Source organism: Enterococcus raffinosus (assembly GCF_018917525.1).
Lineage (GTDB): Bacteria > Bacillota > Bacilli > Lactobacillales > Enterococcaceae > Enterococcus_A > Enterococcus_A raffinosus_A.
The window spans coordinates 222,460-241,260 of record NZ_JAHLOS010000002.1; the positions used below are offsets into that span (position 1 = coordinate 222,460).

An 18,801-nucleotide genomic window follows, 5' to 3' on the forward strand; every position below is an offset into this window, starting at 1 on the left:
AACTGATCTTTTAATCTGTTTTAGATTTGAACCTTTCCGAAAGGGCCCGGCGTTCAAGTGCATATGAGATTTACATTCCACTGTTTTAGACTTTGATTTTGATGAAATGTCTTCAAGTGATGAAATCCTCACTGATTTACATTCCACTATTTTAGACTTTGATTATTTCCTGGAGTTTGTTTTTTTCCTCGTCAACTTCATTTACATTCCACTATTTTAGACTTTGATTGCTAACGAAAGAAGGATTGGTTAGAATTCAAGGGTATTTACATTCCACTATTTTAGACTTTGATTAAAATTGAGCGATTAAACTTCAATAGACAGATTCGAATTTACATTCCACTATTTTAGACTTTGATTCGTGGCTGCCTTAAGAGCGGAAGCAATAATTGTCATATTTACATTCCACTATTTTAGACTTTGATTTGAATTGCCTGATACCTTTGCTCATTACAGACCAAAATTTACATTCCACTATTTTAGACTTTGATTATAATCACTAAGATACGGAACCGGCATGTTATAAAAATTTACATTCCACTATTTTAGACTTTGATTCCCACCTACAATTATACTTTATGCCGCAATGATCTAATAGCATATTTCTGTCGATCTCTATCTTTCGTTGCTGTTACTTAGTAAACATAACAGTCCCTTTGAACAAAAACCCGTTTATTTCAATAGTTATTAGTTGCTGTCGTAACTACAGGTATTTTAATCTTTATTAGGTCGACAGATTTGCTGCCATTCGAACAGATCTTTTACACAATTGATAAAGTTGTATCTCATTATTCTTACTTAGAAATTTTCTTTTAATTATGTGTTTGAAAATAAATTTTACTTTTAAAAGTGATCCTCACAAATTTGTTCAATTTCTCCATAACCAAAATAGTACTTACCGTGAGCTAGCTGTGATTTAAACCAAGAATGCATCTCTTCTTGTTCTTGGTTAGTCGCTTTATTAAGAAGTGATTCCCAGGTGTACCGACACTCCGCGGACAGTTCAAATAGCTCTCCTTCAAAATCATCCATATCCACTTCCCTAACTTTTAGAATAATGTGATTTATCAATTGAAAAGCAGCAAGATATGCCTCTTTCTCTATGACAGGTGTAATTTCTTCGTTGATAAATTCTATTAAGTCAGCAACAAAGTTTTCTATTTGATGGTACTCAAGGTAATTTTCATAGCCAGCATGTTGCTGAATAATTTTATCGATTTTATGGTTTAATTGTTGTATGTCTTTATCGGTAATATGAGGCGAGATTAGTCGAGCAAAACGATGAGCTAAGCTTTTATCCTTCCATAAGAGCTCAATTAAGAACTCACGGACGACTCCTTCATCTGCATTCATTACCATTTTTTCAACTTGTTCCGACACCCCTGTTTCCTCATCCCAACGTTCATCTGCTTTCCAATCTTCATATTCATATAAAACAGCCGCCATATGCTTGCAGTTATTATTCGCATCCGCAAACGGGCAATCACAATAAAGCCTAGGAAAATCATAACCAATTCCTTCAATCACAACCTGATAGTCCTCTGTCCCAGCAACGGATGCTTCTATCAAATTATCCTTTAGCCAAAAATCAACGATCCGATCTTCTAAGAAATACTCATATCCTCTTTCCAAAATATGTGGTTTAAATAATCTTTCCCATCTCGCCATAATATGCCTCCTAGGTTATTCGCTTGATCCAGTCCTTATGCAATCGTGTTGTGATTCCTTGTACTCTTCCAGCTTGTTCGTGTTTCTTTAACTGGAAAATTTCTTCATATCTTTCGCTTTCGTCTTTTTTCCCTTCCCACAAACGATTCAGAACTTCATGCCATCTAAAGAAATCCGACCATAAAATATCTTTTTTATAGGAGCTCGCAGGAATTTCAAAGGTAAACAATGCATACCGTGAAAAATCAAGATTATTTCTGTCATATAGATACGCCTGAATATCCGGCCATACCCAAATCAGATCGCGATCTAAAGGAATAATCATACGTTTTTCAAATTGTCCTTTCATCCATTCTAGAGCCCACAAACAATTGGCTCCTTCTTCGTCATCTGTAAAAATAGAATTTTCTGGATCTCTTTGAGGTAAAATAAATCCCTGTGAGTCAGAATATGATAAAAAATCTCTTTGTTGAACCGTGTATACTTTCATGTTTTCTTCCTCGCAGTATTCAGATTAGCTCCGATAATCTTTAAAGCTTACTCGATGCAATTAATACTCCAGTATTTTTAGATTTAGACTGTAGATGTTGCCGAAAAAGTGATGGCGAAGTTCCCATTTACATTCCACTGTTTTAGATTTAGACAATGCTGATCATCTTGCATTCAGCAAATATGAAGCAATTTACATTCCACTATTTTTAGATTTAGACGCTGTCGTCGGTTTTCGTGTAATACACGTAAGCCCAATTTACATTCCACTATTTTTAGATTTAGACTTATAGTTGATGCTGTCTATGTACTAACGGATTACATTTACATTCCACTATTTTTAGATTTAGACTCCTCCGTTACCTGACAAAAATTACCACGGTTTTTCATTTACATTCCACTATTTTTAGATTTAGACAAAGAATCGTTGTTCTTGTTGCTCACTTCTGCTGGCATTTACATTCCACTATTTTTAGATTTAGACATCGCTAGATATAGACTAAAAAAGGAGCTGAAAACAATTTACATTCCACTATTTTTAGATTTAGACGCTGCCGTTTTTCGTCGTCGGCTTGTACTGCTGCGATTTACATTCCCCTATTTTTAGATTTAGACAAAGCTTTAACGAAGTGTCCTTCCTTCAGCTGCTTTATTTACATTCCACTATTTTTAGATTTAGACCTCCAGCCCAAACGCATTATTTAAAAGCTCAACCGCAATTTACATTCCACTATTTTTAGATTTAGACCACAGATACTCTACCTGTTAGAGTATTGACATCTGTCATTTACATTCCACTATTTTTAGATTTAGACCGGCAAACTGGCCAACATGTACAAACTTTACAAAGGAATTTACATTCCACTATTTTTAGATTTAGACTTAGGCGGAACGAGCGGATAAGCCGAGCCATCAAACATTTACATTCCACTATTTTTAGATTTAGACCGATATTGTCAACCGCAGTAGAGTAAATCTTACCTTCATTTACATTCCACTATTTTTAGATTTAGACCGCAGTTCAAACGCGGCTTTTTCCTTTGGCTTCCTGCATTTACATTCCACTATTTTTAGATTTAGACTACTCCTTCGATCAAACGAAACTGATTATCAAACATATTTACATTCCACTATTTTTAGATTTAGACTCCATCAAATTCGAAAATATCTCCAACCCTATAGAGATTTACATTCCACTATTTTTAGATTTAGACCGCAAGTGAAGACGGATGTGTGGAATTCTGTTAACGAATTTACATTCCACTATTTTTAGATTTAGACCGAGATCAAATTGAATATTGATTTACCGGATACTTCATTTACATTCCACTATTTTTAGATTTAGACCCTTGTATCAAATGATTAAGGGGTGTATTTTTTATGATTTACATTCCACTATTTTTAGATTTAGACCTATGAGATCCCGTTAGGGAGAAAGGACTGAGTATATATTTACATTCCACTATTTTTAGATTTAGACCACGGAAATCATTCCCCATGTTGCTATCGTTTGTCGTATTTACATTCCACTATTTTTAGATTTAGACATCATTTTACCTTCGACAGACGTTGACCCTTTGTAAATTTACATTCCACTATTTTTAGATTTAGACCGAGTCGATAGGCTTTGATATTACTAAGCCTACTTCATTTACATTCCACTATTTTTAGATTTAGACCAAAACTATCAAAGTCTGCTTGAGTTGCTTTTCTTGTATTTACATTCCACTATTTTTAGATTTAGACCCACGTCTGATGATTTGAACAAGCAACATTACCAAAATTTACATTCCACTATTTTTAGATTTAGACCATTGGAAAAATAGGGAAGCGATTTTCTTCCTTATTTATTTACATTCCACTATTTTTAGATTTAGACCCACTTCCTTCATGTCTTCACCCCCTTTCAAGAAAAGATTTACATTCCACTATTTTTAGATTTAGACCCACAGAAAAAAGCCTTCACTCCAATTAAGTAGCGTGATTTACATTCCACTATTTTTAGATTTAGACCCAGATGATTCTAGATGCTTCATTAAGTCTAATGACATTTACATTCCACTATTTTTAGATTTAGACCCAAACAACAACGTTTGTACTTCCAGCTTTGGCCGTATTTACATTCCACTATTTTTAGATTTAGACCAGAGATCGAACTCATAAGCCCATCACGTTGCTGTATTTACATTCCACTATTTTTAGATTTAGACCCTCTAACTTCCTTTCTTTACGTGATAGCCCCAACTATTTACATTCCACTATTTTTAGATTTAGACTGGACCAACGTCACCTTTCGGACCTTGAACACCTTGATTTACATTCCACTATTTTTAGATTTAGACCGTTCTCTACTGCAATTTCATACGCGCTTTTTCCGCCATTTACATTCCACTATTTTTAGATTTAGACCCCGATTTTAAGTTGTCGTACATATCCATGTTCTGCATTTACATTCCACTATTTTTAGATTTAGACCTCTCTTGCTGACAGTGATGATACGATCTCGTTTACCATTTACATTCCACTATTTTTAGATTTAGACCATACCACCAAGCCAACTATTTTCAGCTTCTCCATAATTTACATTCCACTATTTTTAGATTTAGACGTCTTAGCAAACTCCTTCATGTCTTTGATCGTCATACATTTACATTCCACTATTTTTAGATTTAGACCTAATCCTCTGAAACTCTTCTCCTAGAATTTTTTCGAATTTACATTCCACTATTTTTAGATTTAGACCCCCATGAACGCTGCGTACACGTCCGGTTTTTCTTCATTTACATTCCACTATTTTTAGATTTAGACCAACAATGCAGGTTACTTTCGATTCAACAACAGTTGCATTTACATTCCACTATTTTTAGATTTAGACCAATACAACAGTTACTACTAATTCAAATAATATCAAATTTACATTCCACTATTTTTAGATTTAGACCTCGAAACGTAGAACTTTGACCGACCCCAGCAAATATTTACATTCCACTATTTTTAGATTTAGACCCAATCAGCCTTCTGCAGCCACCATGAGCGCAATACCATTTACATTCCACTATTTTTAGATTTAGACCTACGATTGTCTTGAATTTGAGCAACGTTTAACAGAATTTACATTCCACTATTTTTAGATTTAGACCTTTACTGCTGTCGGCCCATCAACATGAATTAATAAATTTACATTCCACTATTTTTAGATTTAGACCTCATTAAAATCTTTCGCTAGTTTCTGAGATACTAAATTTACATTCCACTATTTTTAGATTTAGACTTGTGGCCAACACCGATAGCGAGCGACGGGATTGCTATTTACATTCCACTATTTTTAGATTTAGACCGTAAATCAGGAAACTATATTTATGATGTTTCTTAATTTACATTCCACTATTTTTAGATTTAGACCGCCCAAGCCTTCAATAAATCCATGCAACCCTTGATAATTTACATTCCACTATTTTTAGATTTAGACCTCAAAAGGGAAGTATCAAAGTTCCTATGTCAACCAAATTTACATTCCACTATTTTTAGATTTAGACCTTCGTGATTAGTATACATTGAAACAACAGGCTTTTTGAACCCGTTTCTGTCGATCTCGAAAATTCGCTTTCCTTTTCAGACTTAAATAACATTGAATACCAGAAATAACCTTTAGTTTCTCGTATTTTTTATTATCTGTCGTAACTAGGGGATTTTTAGGGCATCTCACATCGACAGATTTGAAATCTAAAAGAAATTCGAAACTAATTCCGTACCATCAATGCCAATGTATTCTTTCTTCAACCATTTTTTATTGGAATTTTTGAAAATCAAGATTGAATCTAGGTCTTCACGGACATATTCTTTTAACTCTTGTTCTAACTTTTTTAACTTTGCAGGTGTGATTTCACCTTCAAAAACAGATTTTTGCACATGACTTAAATACTTTTTACAGATTTTAAACACGCGATTCAATACGCGTGCGCCTTTTTCTTCTAAAGAAATATCGTACACAAGAATGACATACACTATTTTTCACCACCAAATTTTAAAAGGTTCATACTCTTTATCACTCATCAAATGTTTAATCAATTTGTAACACTCTAAACGCATTAATTTTCGATAGGAAACATTTCTTTTAAGCTCTCGATGACGAATCGTTTTATTCAAACGTTCATCAAACTGACGGAGGACTTTTTGTTGACCTGTCTGTTTTAAATAATTTCCATTCGATCCATTTTCAAAATCTTTTTCAGTAATAATCTTTTTATTGATCAAAGAGAAAATCAATCGATCAACAATTAATGGCTTAAAAATCTCAGCAATGTCCAAAGATAGAGAAAATCTTCGTTCAGAATTACTATGAAGATAGCTGATTGTTGGGTTGAGTTGACTAACATAGATTTCTGATAAACACGCACTATAAGTCAACATATTCAAATAGGAAATCAACGTGTTCACCATATTGTCTGGTGGGCGTCGTACCCTTTGTTTAAATTCGATTTCATCATTGAAGATCGTTTCCCAAGCACTATAGTAGATTTGATGTATATTTCCTTCTAACCCCATCAGTTCCTCAACTTCATTTGTGCGAGGGATTCTTTTCCTGACAGCCTCAATCTCCGTTATTTGTCTTTCGACTTCTTTTCCTCTACGACGATAATACTGTAAATTGCGTAAACAGTTCGCCGTTGCACCGTCAACAAACTTTCTCGCTAAAATGATGCGCTTTTCTTCTTCCGCAGAATGATATACTTGCTGAACAAGGAGCTTCCCAGACACGTTCTTCTCTCGAGGATAAAACGTTCCAGTGTAATATCCGTAGTAGTTAAAAAAATGCACAGGTATTTTCATTTCAGAAAGATAGTTTAAACATTTCGTATTGGTCGTCACTTCACCAAATAAATAGATGTCTCGTGTCATCTCAATTTTTAAATCTTTTTTTCGACCATCTGCTGTCTCCATACGAATAACATTATCCTTGCGACTTAATGTTCCGCTGGAATATAAGTAGTAGCTTTCGATTTTCTCCACCTCCTAGATAAAACAATAGTCATAATACGCGCATTTTGTACAAATCTTCTTCTTTTCGACTTTTGGTGAATCCTCCTGAGTGATTATTGCTTCAATTGATTCAATAATTCCCTCCAATTCTTTAGTTTCCTCTCCATCCAAAGTAACTTCTATGCGTTCTCTGAGCTTCGGATAATCGATATAGCCTTTTTCAACAGAGACACCTTTCTTTTGCAAATAATACAAGTAATACCTCAATTGCCAGACTGCAGCAGGTTCAATGGCTCGTGATTTTTTGACTTCATGCAGGACTTTCCAATCTTCAAGAAAATCAATATTGATCGTTCCATCAAGCATGATTTGTTTGCGTTTATCTTTGTAAGTACCAGTATCCAATAATTTTCCCAGTTGAACATTCTCATTTTCTTCTTCATATTGCAGTCCATGAGCGGATAACCACAATTTTCTTTCGCACACAAAATAGTAATTGATCATATTTCCGGTAATCTTCATTACTATCACCTACCAAACGTTGTCTTCTTTTTCACCCTTCAACACTTGGAACCCAATCTCGCTTTGATAAATTCCTTTAACAAAAAAGACTTGATCGTAACGACCGATTTGCTTACAGCGGACTTGATTTTCTTTAAGACAATTCCTAAACAACCACTCTGGAATCGACATCATATAATCTTCTAACTTTGATTTGATTTTCTGCTTGTATATACTTGGATTTTCCTTATCTTTCTTACTTACTATCTCCTTAGAAGATAAAGATAGAATCTCCATGTACTCATTTATTTTATTTTTATTATCATCATAAACATTCTCTGGAATGATATTTCGACTTTGGATATTTCGGAAAAGCTTCCGTACTTCAGCTGCACTCTTCCCGTCATCCTCGATCGCCGACAACCAATTCAACATCGTGTCTATTCTTTCGTAATAGGCTGTTTTCTTCATATTTTCTGTCGTATACGTTTGTTCAATCATATTCATTTTGTCTAATTCGTTATAAATACCAGAGCCTTTATTCCGTAACGCCAACTTGGACAACTCAAATATCTGATAATGAATGACTGCTTGTTCACTGGAGCTAATTCCACTTGTCACCTGATCACCGCCATCAAATACATAGACGTTCGGGTGCTCGCGGTTTGGTAACGGTCGTTTCCGATAACAACGCCCCATTCTTTGAAAGAGTCCATTTAATTCGGATAATTCTGTAATCAACAAATCAAAATCAATATCTAAAGATGCCTCTACTACTTGTGTTGCTACCCAAATGCCCTCTTCTTCTGAACCCGTAAAATCTTGAATAGCCTCTTCCTTCGCTTTGCGATCTTTACGAATAAATTGGCTATGAATCAAATGAATCGGTACATCAACTATCAAATCCGACAATTCTTCATAAATTTCTTTCGCTTTGCGGACTGTATTACAAATTACTAATAATTTCCCTGATTCATAAAGGTCAGAAACTGCCTCAGCGGAGATTCCTTCTTCCAAAATTTGCAGATGATGGCGTTCTAGTAATTGATGATTCAAAAATGGTTTATCATTACTTTTCCAAGCCAGTTTCCTTTTTTCAAAAAGGTCCAGTAAGTACGGTGGCAAGGTAGCAGTCATCACAAGAAATTTCCCGCCAAAATCTTGAATCTCTTTCAGCCCTTTAATCAAATAAGCCAATAAATCTGGTGAATACATTTGAATCTCATCGATCACTACCTTGGAATAAGCGAATGTCGCCAACTTTTGTTCAAATCCTGCATAATGATAAACAAAATCGAATGTTTGATCCAATGTCGTAACAGTCAGTGGTAACGACCAGCCGCGCGTTTCAGTGAGGTAGCCTTCCAACTGATCCAGTTCTATTTCCTTATTCTCTTCTTGCTCAGCTAACAAAACCGCCAAACTGTCAGAGTGCAAAATTCCGACTTGCTCTTTATACTTACCTCCCGTATTATCTGTGATATCTTCTCGAATCCGTTCATAAATAGCATTGATCGCCGTGCGCAATGGCAAGGTAAAGAATCCCTTTTTGTCACCGACCCACAGCAGTCCAGCTTCTGTCTTACCCAAACCAGTCTGCCCGATAATCACTAGATTCTCGTCTTGATGTACTTGAACATATTTTTGCATCTCATTCCAATCAATCGTTGGATCAGAATGCTTTTTCCGCCATGATTCTCGAACTTTTGGCATATTTTTATTTAGAAATTTTGCTGGATATTCGATTTGATAGTCTCCACTGGCAGCGTAATCGATTCGATTTAGTAAACCTTTTAACATCACGCTTTCTCGAAAACAATCGTCCTGACTACTAATTTTGTGTCGAAGCTTATAGTAAATAACTGAAGGTACTTCAATCTCATCTGGTTTGGGCAAATCTAATTCATCAAAAGGAAACTCCTCAATGAGTACCATTAATGCTTCCGCTTCGCTCTCATATTGTTCTTCTTCAATTTCAGAAAGATTCCGTTCATGATGTAAAGCGATAGCATAAGTTAATGCTTTTATTTCTTTACGTTCGTATCGTTCTTCTAATTGCTCAAATGGTAAAAGAGTAATACTTAATAATCCATGTGGGATCTCTCCATCTTTCTTCATGGCACCTTCGCGTATTTTTTCTTGAAACAACTTATTCATTTTTCCAAGATCATGATACTGACAGGCAATACGAAGAAGATCCCAATTTACTGGGATCTCTGGATAAATTTTTCGCAATTGAGTATATCTTTCTAACAATTTTTTAGTGTGTTCAACAATCGTTTCTTCTGTTGACTTCGCCCAAAATTGATCTTCCATATTATCACCTACATTAAAAATACAATGTCTTCCTCTTCATCCATCAAAACATTCACTCTTTTCGGAAAAACAAATACACTCGAATAAAGGACTTCTTTTTGCTCAACCCAGTTTCGTTTGAATTTTGGCTTGTTTTTTGTTCCAAAATTATAGAGCTCATAAACTTTAGGCAAAGTAAAACGTGTCCCTGATAACCCAGTCCCTTCAGCTTCAATAGAGATTGATTCATCCTCAATTATTTCTATTGGAATATAGGCATGCCATTGATCGCGAATTTTCTTATCTTTTTTTAGTTTTTGCTCGTTAATCTCCACAATCGAAACCTTCTCAAAATTCGCCAAATCTTCCCGACGACCTAAAGAAGGGAACTCTGCTGGATATTTTAGAAACTGATAGATTTCCTCGACCTTTTCTTGGTTATCTGGCACGATATGCAAAATCAAATGTACATCTACCAACAATTCTGTGTAGCCGATTCCTCGACTGACACCAAATTCGTTCACCTTCAGCTGGTGACGAGCCTTTTCGAATTTCATTCCATTCTTAAACTCATACCTAGTGAACAAGTCATTCGTTTTTGAGAAATAATTACCTTGAATACTAACATCCATCGGTTCATATTGCTGATAACCGCATAAATTATGCACCATCCCAATAACGGTCGATAGCGGCGGCAAAGGATAGGTCTCTCTTAATTGAAAACTTGTCGGACGACGATAATTAACCATGTCTTGATGAACGGTTAGCTTAATCCCCTTCATAGTAATCCGCTACTTTCTGTTTCAAGTTTTCAAAAACTTGCGGGATTTTTTGTCCTTGCAGCACTTCTTGAATTTCTGCGGTATTCTCAAAAGCATCCTTCACCACACCCACAAACGTATCTTGCCGAAGCGCATCAGTAAGAACGCCTTCAATTTTCTCAACGTCTACTTTATTCTGTTTCACGTCTACTACATTTTCAAATAGCGGATTTTTCCGCTCATAGACACCACCAACAATAAATAGCGGCTGTAAATTTTCACGTCGACCACGAATATCTCGATATAAATACTGGATCGTATCCAATAATTTTTGAACACGGCGACTTTTTTCTTCATTGGATAATTTTATATCCACATTGCGATCAATCCCAATTTCATCCAAATCAACTGTCACCGTATAACGATAGAAAGAGCGATGAATTTCTGATTGCGCGATCGAGTTCATTGCTTTTTCATTCCCATTTTCTCTCAAGCGCTTAGCTAAGCCCATGTTTGTTAGAAAATCGGTATCACCTTTATATGTTTCAAGCGATACAGCGTTAGACAAACGAACTTTCGCAGAGCGCGTCAATGCATTATCGCCTTTTGCCGTTTTCATATAGCCAAATAAATCGACCTCTGGATATTTATCAATCGTCGCATGTTGATCAAACTGAATCACTTGTTTTGTGCCACTGCCTTCTGCACTCAATGACGCTAAAGGCTCGTCTAACTGCTCTACAATATTGTAACGAATCGCTTGACGAGAGATGTACGTATATTGTTCACCTTTGCCTCGTGTAATTTTTTTCAATGTCGCCACATTCCCTAAAGATTCTCCATAGTTCGCACTCTCTGCTAGAAAAATCATTGTCATCGTTAACCCTTTACTCATTGTCATTTCCTCCTTTAGAATCTTTGATTTCCCCAATCATACCTGTAACAAAACTTGTTCCAATTATTTGAAACAATGAATCGCTTAAATGAGCCTTAAGAAAAAAATTAGGTACTGGTTTGTTAAAATATAGGTAACTGTTCAATAGAACATTCATGAAAGTATCTTTGTTTCCTATGCGTAAAGCCTCTAATAAACGTCCACTTACAGATTTAGCTTTATTTTTATTCGCAGAATCATAATACTCTTTTTTTAAATTGTATCCTGCAGCCTTGATGTTTTCTAAATCTTTTTCGTCCAATTTTAGTTCTTCATCCATCTTCCTTAGCTCCTTTAAAAATTTTAAATTGATTTTATTTATTCTCATTATGTCAAAACTACTTATTCTTATTCTGTCATCGTAATTTTTCAATCTCAAAACTTGATAAATCAGCAAAAATAAATTGGTATTATTCATCAATAGAGTAATGACTTCTTGATAGAGACTCTTATACTCACCATTCAAAATAAATCCTGAATTGAATAGTTCTGGTAATTGATCCTTTGATTGGTCAATCGTTCTTAATACATGCTTTGGTAAAAGATTGAAGTAATAGCGCTCATTTTCGTAACGGACAACTTGAATATCCTGCAATTCACGATGATGTTGCCGATTCATCGAATCTTGTAAAGTACGGATCAATGCAGCATAAGTATCGATCGCTTTCACTTCATTTTTGTTCAAACTCAATACATTCAAACGAATTCCTTTGTTTACATTAAGTAATGTTCGTACTGAGTGATTGTCATTCACGAATAATCCTTGTTTATACACATACGTAAAACCAGCAGGAATACACGTATATAGTAATCGACACACCGGACACATAAATAGATCATTCGTAAATGACCAGGCGTTGCTTTGTTTTTTATTTGCGTCATATCCCGCTTGATTTATAAAACTGTACGAAATTTCTCCCTTTTTTATCGGATACCCACAATTGGTACAAGTTAATTTGTCTTTTTCATGATTTTCTTCTAAGTAGTTAAACATTGATTCTACAAAATAATCATGGTACTTCTCGAAAAAATTCCCTTTGCTTTCTTGTCGATTCAAAAACGATACATTTCCATATCCATTGTTGATGACATTATAAATCTGGATTTTTGCTGATAAATATCGCTGGACATCTTCTCTGTGAAAGTAACCAAAAACATCCGTCAATAAATCATAGATAGTTCTTACCTGTTTGATTGCTTGATCACTATTTTGAGCAAAATTTATTTTTTCTTTCTTCGCATTTTTTACTTGTCCAAGTAATGATAGGATATCTATTGGGGAATCAATCAGTGGATACACTGCAAGATAACTACCACCCTTTTCAGCATATTGATTTAAGACAGCAAGATACTTATGCAACCGTTCATACGCTTTTTGATCGAAATGGGTAAAATCTTCTCGTTGATGACGAGTCATCTCGTCTTCATAAGCCAACACTTTCGTCAATGAAGATAACTTCTCGTACTGTTTCGCAAAATAGGTAAAATAAGCTTCTTCAAAATTTCGTAATTCTTCTACTGGTATCGCTACACTTTGTTCCTTAACCGTTACTTTCTCTTCTCCTAGAATATTGACCAATCCACAAATCGCTGCATTTTCCATCCAAGAATTCAAGCGAAATTCTAAAATATCATCTTTCTCTACGCTATCCATTTCTATCACCACCCTGTTTTACCTGATTCAAATAACCAAAATACAATCCGGTCTTAGCACCCAAACCAACATCGCGAATCACATTTAATAGATACGGTTCTCCGGTTAACTCAATCGTCCCAATGGCTCCTTGATAAAATTTCTCGTAGGCCTTCGTTACGGTCTTTTTCATATTTAAAGGTTTCATTTTTAAGTTCTCGATATCGTACTGGACTCCTCGTCCCATCTCAGGAACCAAACGATTGATTAAATTTTGTTTCAAGACGACTTCATATTTCTCATCATTAAAATCTAAAAACCAGTCTTTCCTAGTTTCACGATTATGATCTCTCGCTAAAATAGGAGATACCGCTTGAAAAACAACTTGCTTCTCAGTGATTGTCTCTTGATAGATTGACGAAACTGATTTAACTTTTATCGTCGAATCCTCAATAAAAGACATCGCTTTCATTTTCTTCAAATAAATAAAAGCATTATACACAGCCATCGCTAAATCGGCTTTAGGTGTTGAGAATAAATAAGTAATCGACGGTGTTTTAAGAATTATTTTCTCCTTTTCAAATTTGGCACCTTTGAAAATTATTGCTTGCGAAAATAATTTTTCTTTGTTCTTTTCATATAGTTCTTTGTATACTTCAGGTGCAGCATTTTCTAACCCGCGTTTTAATAATGATAAAAAGATTGATTGATATTTGATTGGTATTTCGATTTCTTCATTTGATGAATGAACTTCCAAATTGATTTTGAAACGCATCTTTTTTGCTTCCCCCTTTTTTAGATTATTAAATACTATTCTTTAATAATGATATCAAACTAATTGTGGTTCCAGCCACATTTACCATAATTTTGGCTAGCTCCATTCCATATTTTGCTAAAAAGGAATTTTTAACATCCTCATCTTTTGCATGCAAAATAAGTGTATCAATATCTTCTTCTAAAATTCCACTACCTATCATTAAACTCCTATACTGTTCCAGCTTATTCGAAAAGGAATTACCCTCTATGAGTTGTTTTGATATACCATTTCCAGTTGTAACTTGGACAAACCCACTCGTTTTTTCAATATGAATATTAGCTTGGCCTGTCTCTAGTCGCTCATTTACGTTATTAGATTCTTCATCAATTACGTTATTAGATTCTTCATCAATAACTCTCTTTTTATTGGTTATAGTTTTTAGAACCTCTTCTTCACCTTTAAACCGTAACCAAAGCTCCCCGCTTTGCGAACAAATATAATTCCTTTAAAATACTTGTTCCTTTTCCTAATCCTCTTTATAAAAAGGTGTATGTATCCAACTGCTCCCAAAAATACGAGAAATTTAAAAATCCATAACCATAGATTTTGATTTATTAGCATCAATTTAACATCCTTTTTTATAATATTTCAGTTCGATAAATAATCGCTAAAAACATTTACTCTGATATGATATATCATTTTTGATTATATATCAATAAAAAGCCCCAGTTAATGGTTCTATTTGTGTTTCAAAGCAAACAATATATTGATTTTTTTGTAATTTGCTGCATAATAGAATAATAGTAACAATTCAATATCTTTCAATTTAAAAAAATGGAATGTAAATGTTAATGTTTCCATGTGGGTTCAAAATAAATCTAAAATATTGGATAAAAGAAATTGTTTTTACTTAAGACGAGTAAAGGCGATTTTTTTAGTTTTATCTATTTATTGCATGCAGTTCATAAAAAATACGCTTCTTTCAACAAAGAAGCGCATAAAAATTATATGACGAGCATTTTTTTATAAAAGCCGTAGCAAATCATAATTTACATAGACTTTATTTTTTCTTTTACTGTTGTCAACATCGATCAGTTTAAGCTCGACTAACGTATTTAAATCCCTTCTAGCAGTAGAGACAGCTATATCCAAATGTTTAGCAACTTCGCTAACTGTCAAATAAGGTTTTAAAAAGGTCATTACCCATATCTGATTGATTACATTTCTATCGCTATTGATCCTTTTCGCTCCGCTGGTCGCAAGCTCATTAATACTCTCCAATCTGTTCAACAAACTAGTAGCCATTCTTTGACAAGCATCTAAGAAAAATTCGATCCAAGAAAACCAATCTGGATTCTTACCTCGTACGCCATTCAACAGGTTATAGTACCTCAAACGTTCTTTCTCTAATTCTTCACTAACAAAAAAGACCGGTTTATCAATCAAACCATCTTGCATCGTGCTTAACACGATAAGAATCCGCCCCATTCGACCATTTCCATCTAAAAAAGGATGAATGGATTCAAATTGCGCGTGCATAATCGCTGTTTTAATTAATGGATCTGAAGTTTCGTCTAGCAGAACTTCAATATCAGGATCAATTTGTTTTTCAAAAGACTGATGCTTTTCCGTATTGATGAAATACTCAAGATTTGTCATGTAGTCTCCGATTTCATTAGCACCTATCGGGATATAAACGGCGTCTTCTATACTATTTGTCGGACCGAGAAAATTTTGAATAGAACGATATTCTCCAGATGAAGAAGTTGTCCCGCGAGTATTTTTTCCCATTAAAACTTTATGCAGTTGTTTAATTAATCTTGAAGATATAGGAACCCCTGATTGGATCAACTCAATCCCCTCAGAAAGTGCCTCCATGTAGTTATCAACTTCTACCACTTCATTACTCTTATTCTTTTTCGTTGCATCTTCAATCATATCTGCAAAAGTCACTTGTGTTCCTTCTATCCTAGTTGATTGCACAGATTCTTTAAGAGTAAGCATTTGAATTAACTGAGAGTTCACCATTGAATGCCCTAACTCAGAATTCAATTTTCCAATGGATGATTTTATTATTGCTACTTTTTTATATAATTGCAACGCCTGAACAACTGTAACCTTTGGTGGTAATAGCTCTAATCCTTTAATCGCACTCATACTATCCCTCCTTAATGATACTCTATCATCTCATCCTATTTGATCAAAATCAACATTAATGATCAAATAGGTTTTGTATACATGTTTTGATTTTCATTAAATAAGTAATAGAAGGAGAGGGTTCACAGTACTTTAATCCAATGTTTTAGATTTAGATAAATCGCTTTTTGGAATCATGATGACAAGTAACGGATTTACATTCCACTGTTTTAGATTTAGATTAAACATTCCCCTTTTAGATTCCCGTTAATGAACAGATTTACATTCCACTGTTTTAGATTTAGATTTATCTGCGAAGCCTTCCAGTAACAAATCTTTTTGATTTACATTCCACTGTTTTAGATTTAGATCCTACCACCACGGACTTTGATCCATCGTGATTGATTCATTTACATTCCACTGTTTTAGATTTAGATATGTTAGTTTCCCACCATTTTTTAATGGATCCAGGATTTACATTCCACTGTTTTAGATTTAGATCAAGACCCGCAGAACGGTTCAAGATAACTTTTGTGATTTACATTCCACTGTTTTAGATTTAGATCGTCGTGAAAGCCGTTTTGACGGCCTACGCCGTCCTCATTTACATTCCACTGTTTTAGATTTAGATTATCGCAAAGGCAGTAAAAATGTCTGATTCTGCTGTATTTACATTCCACTGTTTTAGATTTAGATCCAGCATCTTGTCAGCATTTTGCTGCGACATGTGCATTTACATTCCACTGTTTTAGATTTAGATTGCGATCCGATCGAGATTAATGTCTAGCTCAGTCTGATTTACATTCCACTGTTTTAGATTTAGATGATAGATTGTTGTCATAACTTCACCACTTTTGCTGTATTTACATTCCACTATTTTAGATTTAGATGAACCTTTTAATGCATCTGTTCCAATGTTTTTGATAATTTACATTCCACTATTTTAGATTTAGATTAGAGGAGGGAAATTATGTGCACATATGAAATAGTAATTTACATTCCACTATTTTAGATTTAGATTTTTGCGTTTATTGGCACGTTAAGCTTCAATTTTATATTTACATTCCACTATTTTAGATTTAGATGCTAAAAAGATTATTGAACATTCGGAGGTAGCGCAATTTACATTCCACTATTTTAGATTTAGATCCCATGTTAAATTATACCTGTTACCACTAGGACTTAGTAACTATTTCTGTCGATCTCTGCTTTAGACACTCTTTACTAAGCAATCATAACAATCATTTTAATCAAAAACCTTGTCATCTCAACACTTTGTCACTGCTGTCGTAACTACAAGAATTTCCGATTTTCAACGGTCGGCAGATTGCCGGCAATGTGAAGTTATTCAAATTAACTCTAAAGTTATTTGCCCATAACAAATAAAGGTGCAAAATAGCACGCTTTTTTTGATTAAGCCAATAAAATTTATCGCCTTATTTTCTTCGTCTACGCTTACGATCTTTTGATTTTTTTGGATTACTTTGGCCTTTATTCTTCCTTTTCATTAAATCATTTTTTTCTTCTATCGCTACTTGCTTCTTGCTTTTGGGCTTTTTGTAGATTGATTGCGGATTCTTTGGTTTCTTGTTTTCCTCAGCAGGCTCAGGCGTTTCCTCAACTATAGAAGTTACTGCCCCGCTAGTGGACTCCGGTTCTTGCGACGTGGCGATGGACTTTTCGGGTAGACTTATCTCTTCATTGTCAGGATTTTCTTTATGTCCTTCACTACGTTTATCAGCTAATACGATGCCTTCAGGTAGTAACATTTCTACTAATTGTAGTCTTTCTTCTTCGCTCATCGTACTAAAATCAAAACTAGGTTTCGCTGCTTCAGTCTGACTCGCTGAAATTTGGGCAGACTCCTCCACAATCTCTCCCTTACGAATTTTGAGATGGCGGGTGCAATTGTCAATTTCAGAGTTTTCCAGCTTCACAAACCGACGGACACCCTCTTTTTCAAAAATCGTTAATGAGCTCAATAGCTCTAATACGGCATCAATTTTCATCGCGGAAGCATTTTTATCGGCATCTCGCAGACTCCACGTATGAATCTTGCCAATCGCATCCTCAAAGGTCGACACAAGTTTGTATTGTTGACCATTTAATTCTTCGATGGAGGTTGTTTTTGCAAATAAATATTTCTTACAATCACTCACACGATTATTGTAGCGATGATATTCTTTTGTCTTTTTATATAAACGCCTAGTCACCTGCTCCCATTCTTTTCCACTATCAAAGAATTCTCGAAACAGCGGGGCAAACTTACGCAACACATCCGTGGGCTCAGCAAATAGCAGGATCTCTCTGACGAGCTCCTGACAAATCAGTGAAAAATCAGAAATACACAATGCATTTCGTACAAGAACAGCAACAATATATTGAATGACCGTATCCGCATCCTGCGAATCCGTGTACGCTTTCATTATTGCTTTTTCTAATCTTTCCCGTTTTGTTACAAAAAGTTGTAGCTGAGATAGTGCCCATGGTTGTGTTGACATCTGTTTTTCCTCCCTAACAAAAAAGCGTATTATTAAATAATCTTTATTTTTAAATAATACCGTAATGACAGCTTAATTACTTCCTTATACAACCCTACTTTTTAATTATTAATAACAAAAATGACAATTACAAGAATACTTCTCAG

13 protein-coding genes and 3 CRISPR repeat arrays are annotated in these 18,801 nt (G+C 34.7%); all 13 genes read right to left on the reverse strand.

What is annotated here, in order from left to right:
• The first annotated feature begins 68 nt into the window (after positions 1-68).
• Positions 69-558: a CRISPR direct-repeat array (repeat unit 30 nt; unit sequence ATTTACATTCCACTATTTTAGACTTTGATT).
• A 285-nt stretch (positions 559-843) separates the two neighbouring features.
• A complete protein-coding gene (locus KQI58_RS02780; RefSeq protein WP_216406260.1) occupies positions 844-1,668 on the reverse strand; it encodes an SWIM zinc finger family protein in 825 nt (274 codons plus the stop codon).
• Between the two features lie 10 nt (positions 1,669-1,678).
• Entirely contained in the window at positions 1,679-2,158 is a 480-nt protein-coding gene (locus KQI58_RS02785) for a DUF3841 domain-containing protein (protein WP_253295741.1), read from the reverse strand.
• 190 nt (positions 2,159-2,348) lie between these two features.
• Positions 2,349-5,694: a CRISPR direct-repeat array (repeat unit 31 nt; unit sequence ATTTACATTCCACTATTTTTAGATTTAGACC).
• Between the two features lie 186 nt (positions 5,695-5,880).
• Positions 5,881-6,162, reverse strand: coding sequence for a CRISPR-associated endonuclease Cas2 (gene cas2, locus KQI58_RS02790; protein ID WP_137438868.1), 282 nt, complete (start codon positions 6,160-6,162; stop codon positions 5,881-5,883).
• 6 nt (positions 6,163-6,168) lie between these two features.
• Positions 6,169-7,167, reverse strand: a complete 999-nt coding sequence (gene cas1b, locus KQI58_RS02795; RefSeq protein ID WP_367397908.1) for a type I-B CRISPR-associated endonuclease Cas1b — start codon at positions 7,165-7,167, stop codon at positions 6,169-6,171.
• Positions 7,168-7,170: 3 nt separating this feature from the next.
• Positions 7,171-7,659 (reverse strand): CRISPR-associated protein Cas4, encoded by a 489-nt coding sequence (gene cas4, locus KQI58_RS02800; protein ID WP_216406263.1) that lies wholly within the window; start codon positions 7,657-7,659, stop codon positions 7,171-7,173.
• 9 nt (positions 7,660-7,668) lie between these two features.
• Positions 7,669-9,954 carry a CRISPR-associated helicase Cas3' gene (cas3, locus tag KQI58_RS02805; RefSeq protein WP_216406265.1) on the reverse strand — a complete coding sequence of 762 codons (2,286 nt, stop codon included), beginning with the start codon at positions 9,952-9,954 and terminating at the stop codon, positions 7,669-7,671.
• A gap of 8 nt (positions 9,955-9,962) precedes the next feature.
• Positions 9,963-10,715 carry a CRISPR-associated protein Cas5 gene (gene cas5, locus KQI58_RS02810; protein ID WP_216406267.1) on the reverse strand — a complete coding sequence of 251 codons (753 nt, stop codon included), beginning with the start codon at positions 10,713-10,715 and terminating at the stop codon, positions 9,963-9,965.
• On the reverse strand, positions 10,702-11,589 hold the full coding sequence (cas7i, locus tag KQI58_RS02815; protein WP_216406269.1) for a type I-B CRISPR-associated protein Cas7/Cst2/DevR: 888 nt from the start codon (positions 11,587-11,589) through the stop codon (positions 10,702-10,704). Before cas7i ends, cas5 begins: the two co-directional genes overlap by 14 nt.
• Entirely contained in the window at positions 11,582-13,282 is a 1,701-nt protein-coding gene (gene cas8a1 / locus KQI58_RS02820; RefSeq protein ID WP_216406271.1) for a type I-B CRISPR-associated protein Cas8b1/Cst1, read from the reverse strand. The genes cas7i and cas8a1 overlap by 8 nt, the downstream gene beginning before the upstream one ends.
• Positions 13,275-14,036: a CRISPR-associated endoribonuclease Cas6 gene (gene cas6, locus KQI58_RS02825; RefSeq protein ID WP_216406273.1), complete on the reverse strand. Its 762-nt coding sequence runs from the start codon at positions 14,034-14,036 to the stop codon at positions 13,275-13,277. Before cas6 ends, cas8a1 begins: the two co-directional genes overlap by 8 nt.
• Positions 14,037-14,064: 28 nt before the next feature.
• Positions 14,065-14,238 carry a hypothetical protein gene (locus KQI58_RS02830; protein ID WP_216406275.1) on the reverse strand — a complete coding sequence of 58 codons (174 nt, stop codon included), beginning with the start codon at positions 14,236-14,238 and terminating at the stop codon, positions 14,065-14,067.
• Positions 14,239-15,041: 803 nt separating this feature from the next.
• Positions 15,042-16,175 carry a Fic family protein gene (locus tag KQI58_RS02835; RefSeq protein WP_137438859.1) on the reverse strand — a complete coding sequence of 378 codons (1,134 nt, stop codon included), beginning with the start codon at positions 16,173-16,175 and terminating at the stop codon, positions 15,042-15,044.
• Between the two features lie 192 nt (positions 16,176-16,367).
• Positions 16,368-17,303: a CRISPR direct-repeat array (repeat unit 29 nt; unit sequence ATTTACATTCCACTGTTTTAGATTTAGAT).
• A 287-nt stretch (positions 17,304-17,590) separates the two neighbouring features.
• The gene (locus KQI58_RS02840; RefSeq protein WP_216406277.1) at positions 17,591-18,655 is read right to left on the reverse strand and encodes a glycosyltransferase; all 1,065 of its coding nucleotides are present in this window, start codon (positions 18,653-18,655) and stop codon (positions 17,591-17,593) included.
• Between the last annotated feature and the right edge of the window lie 146 nt (positions 18,656-18,801).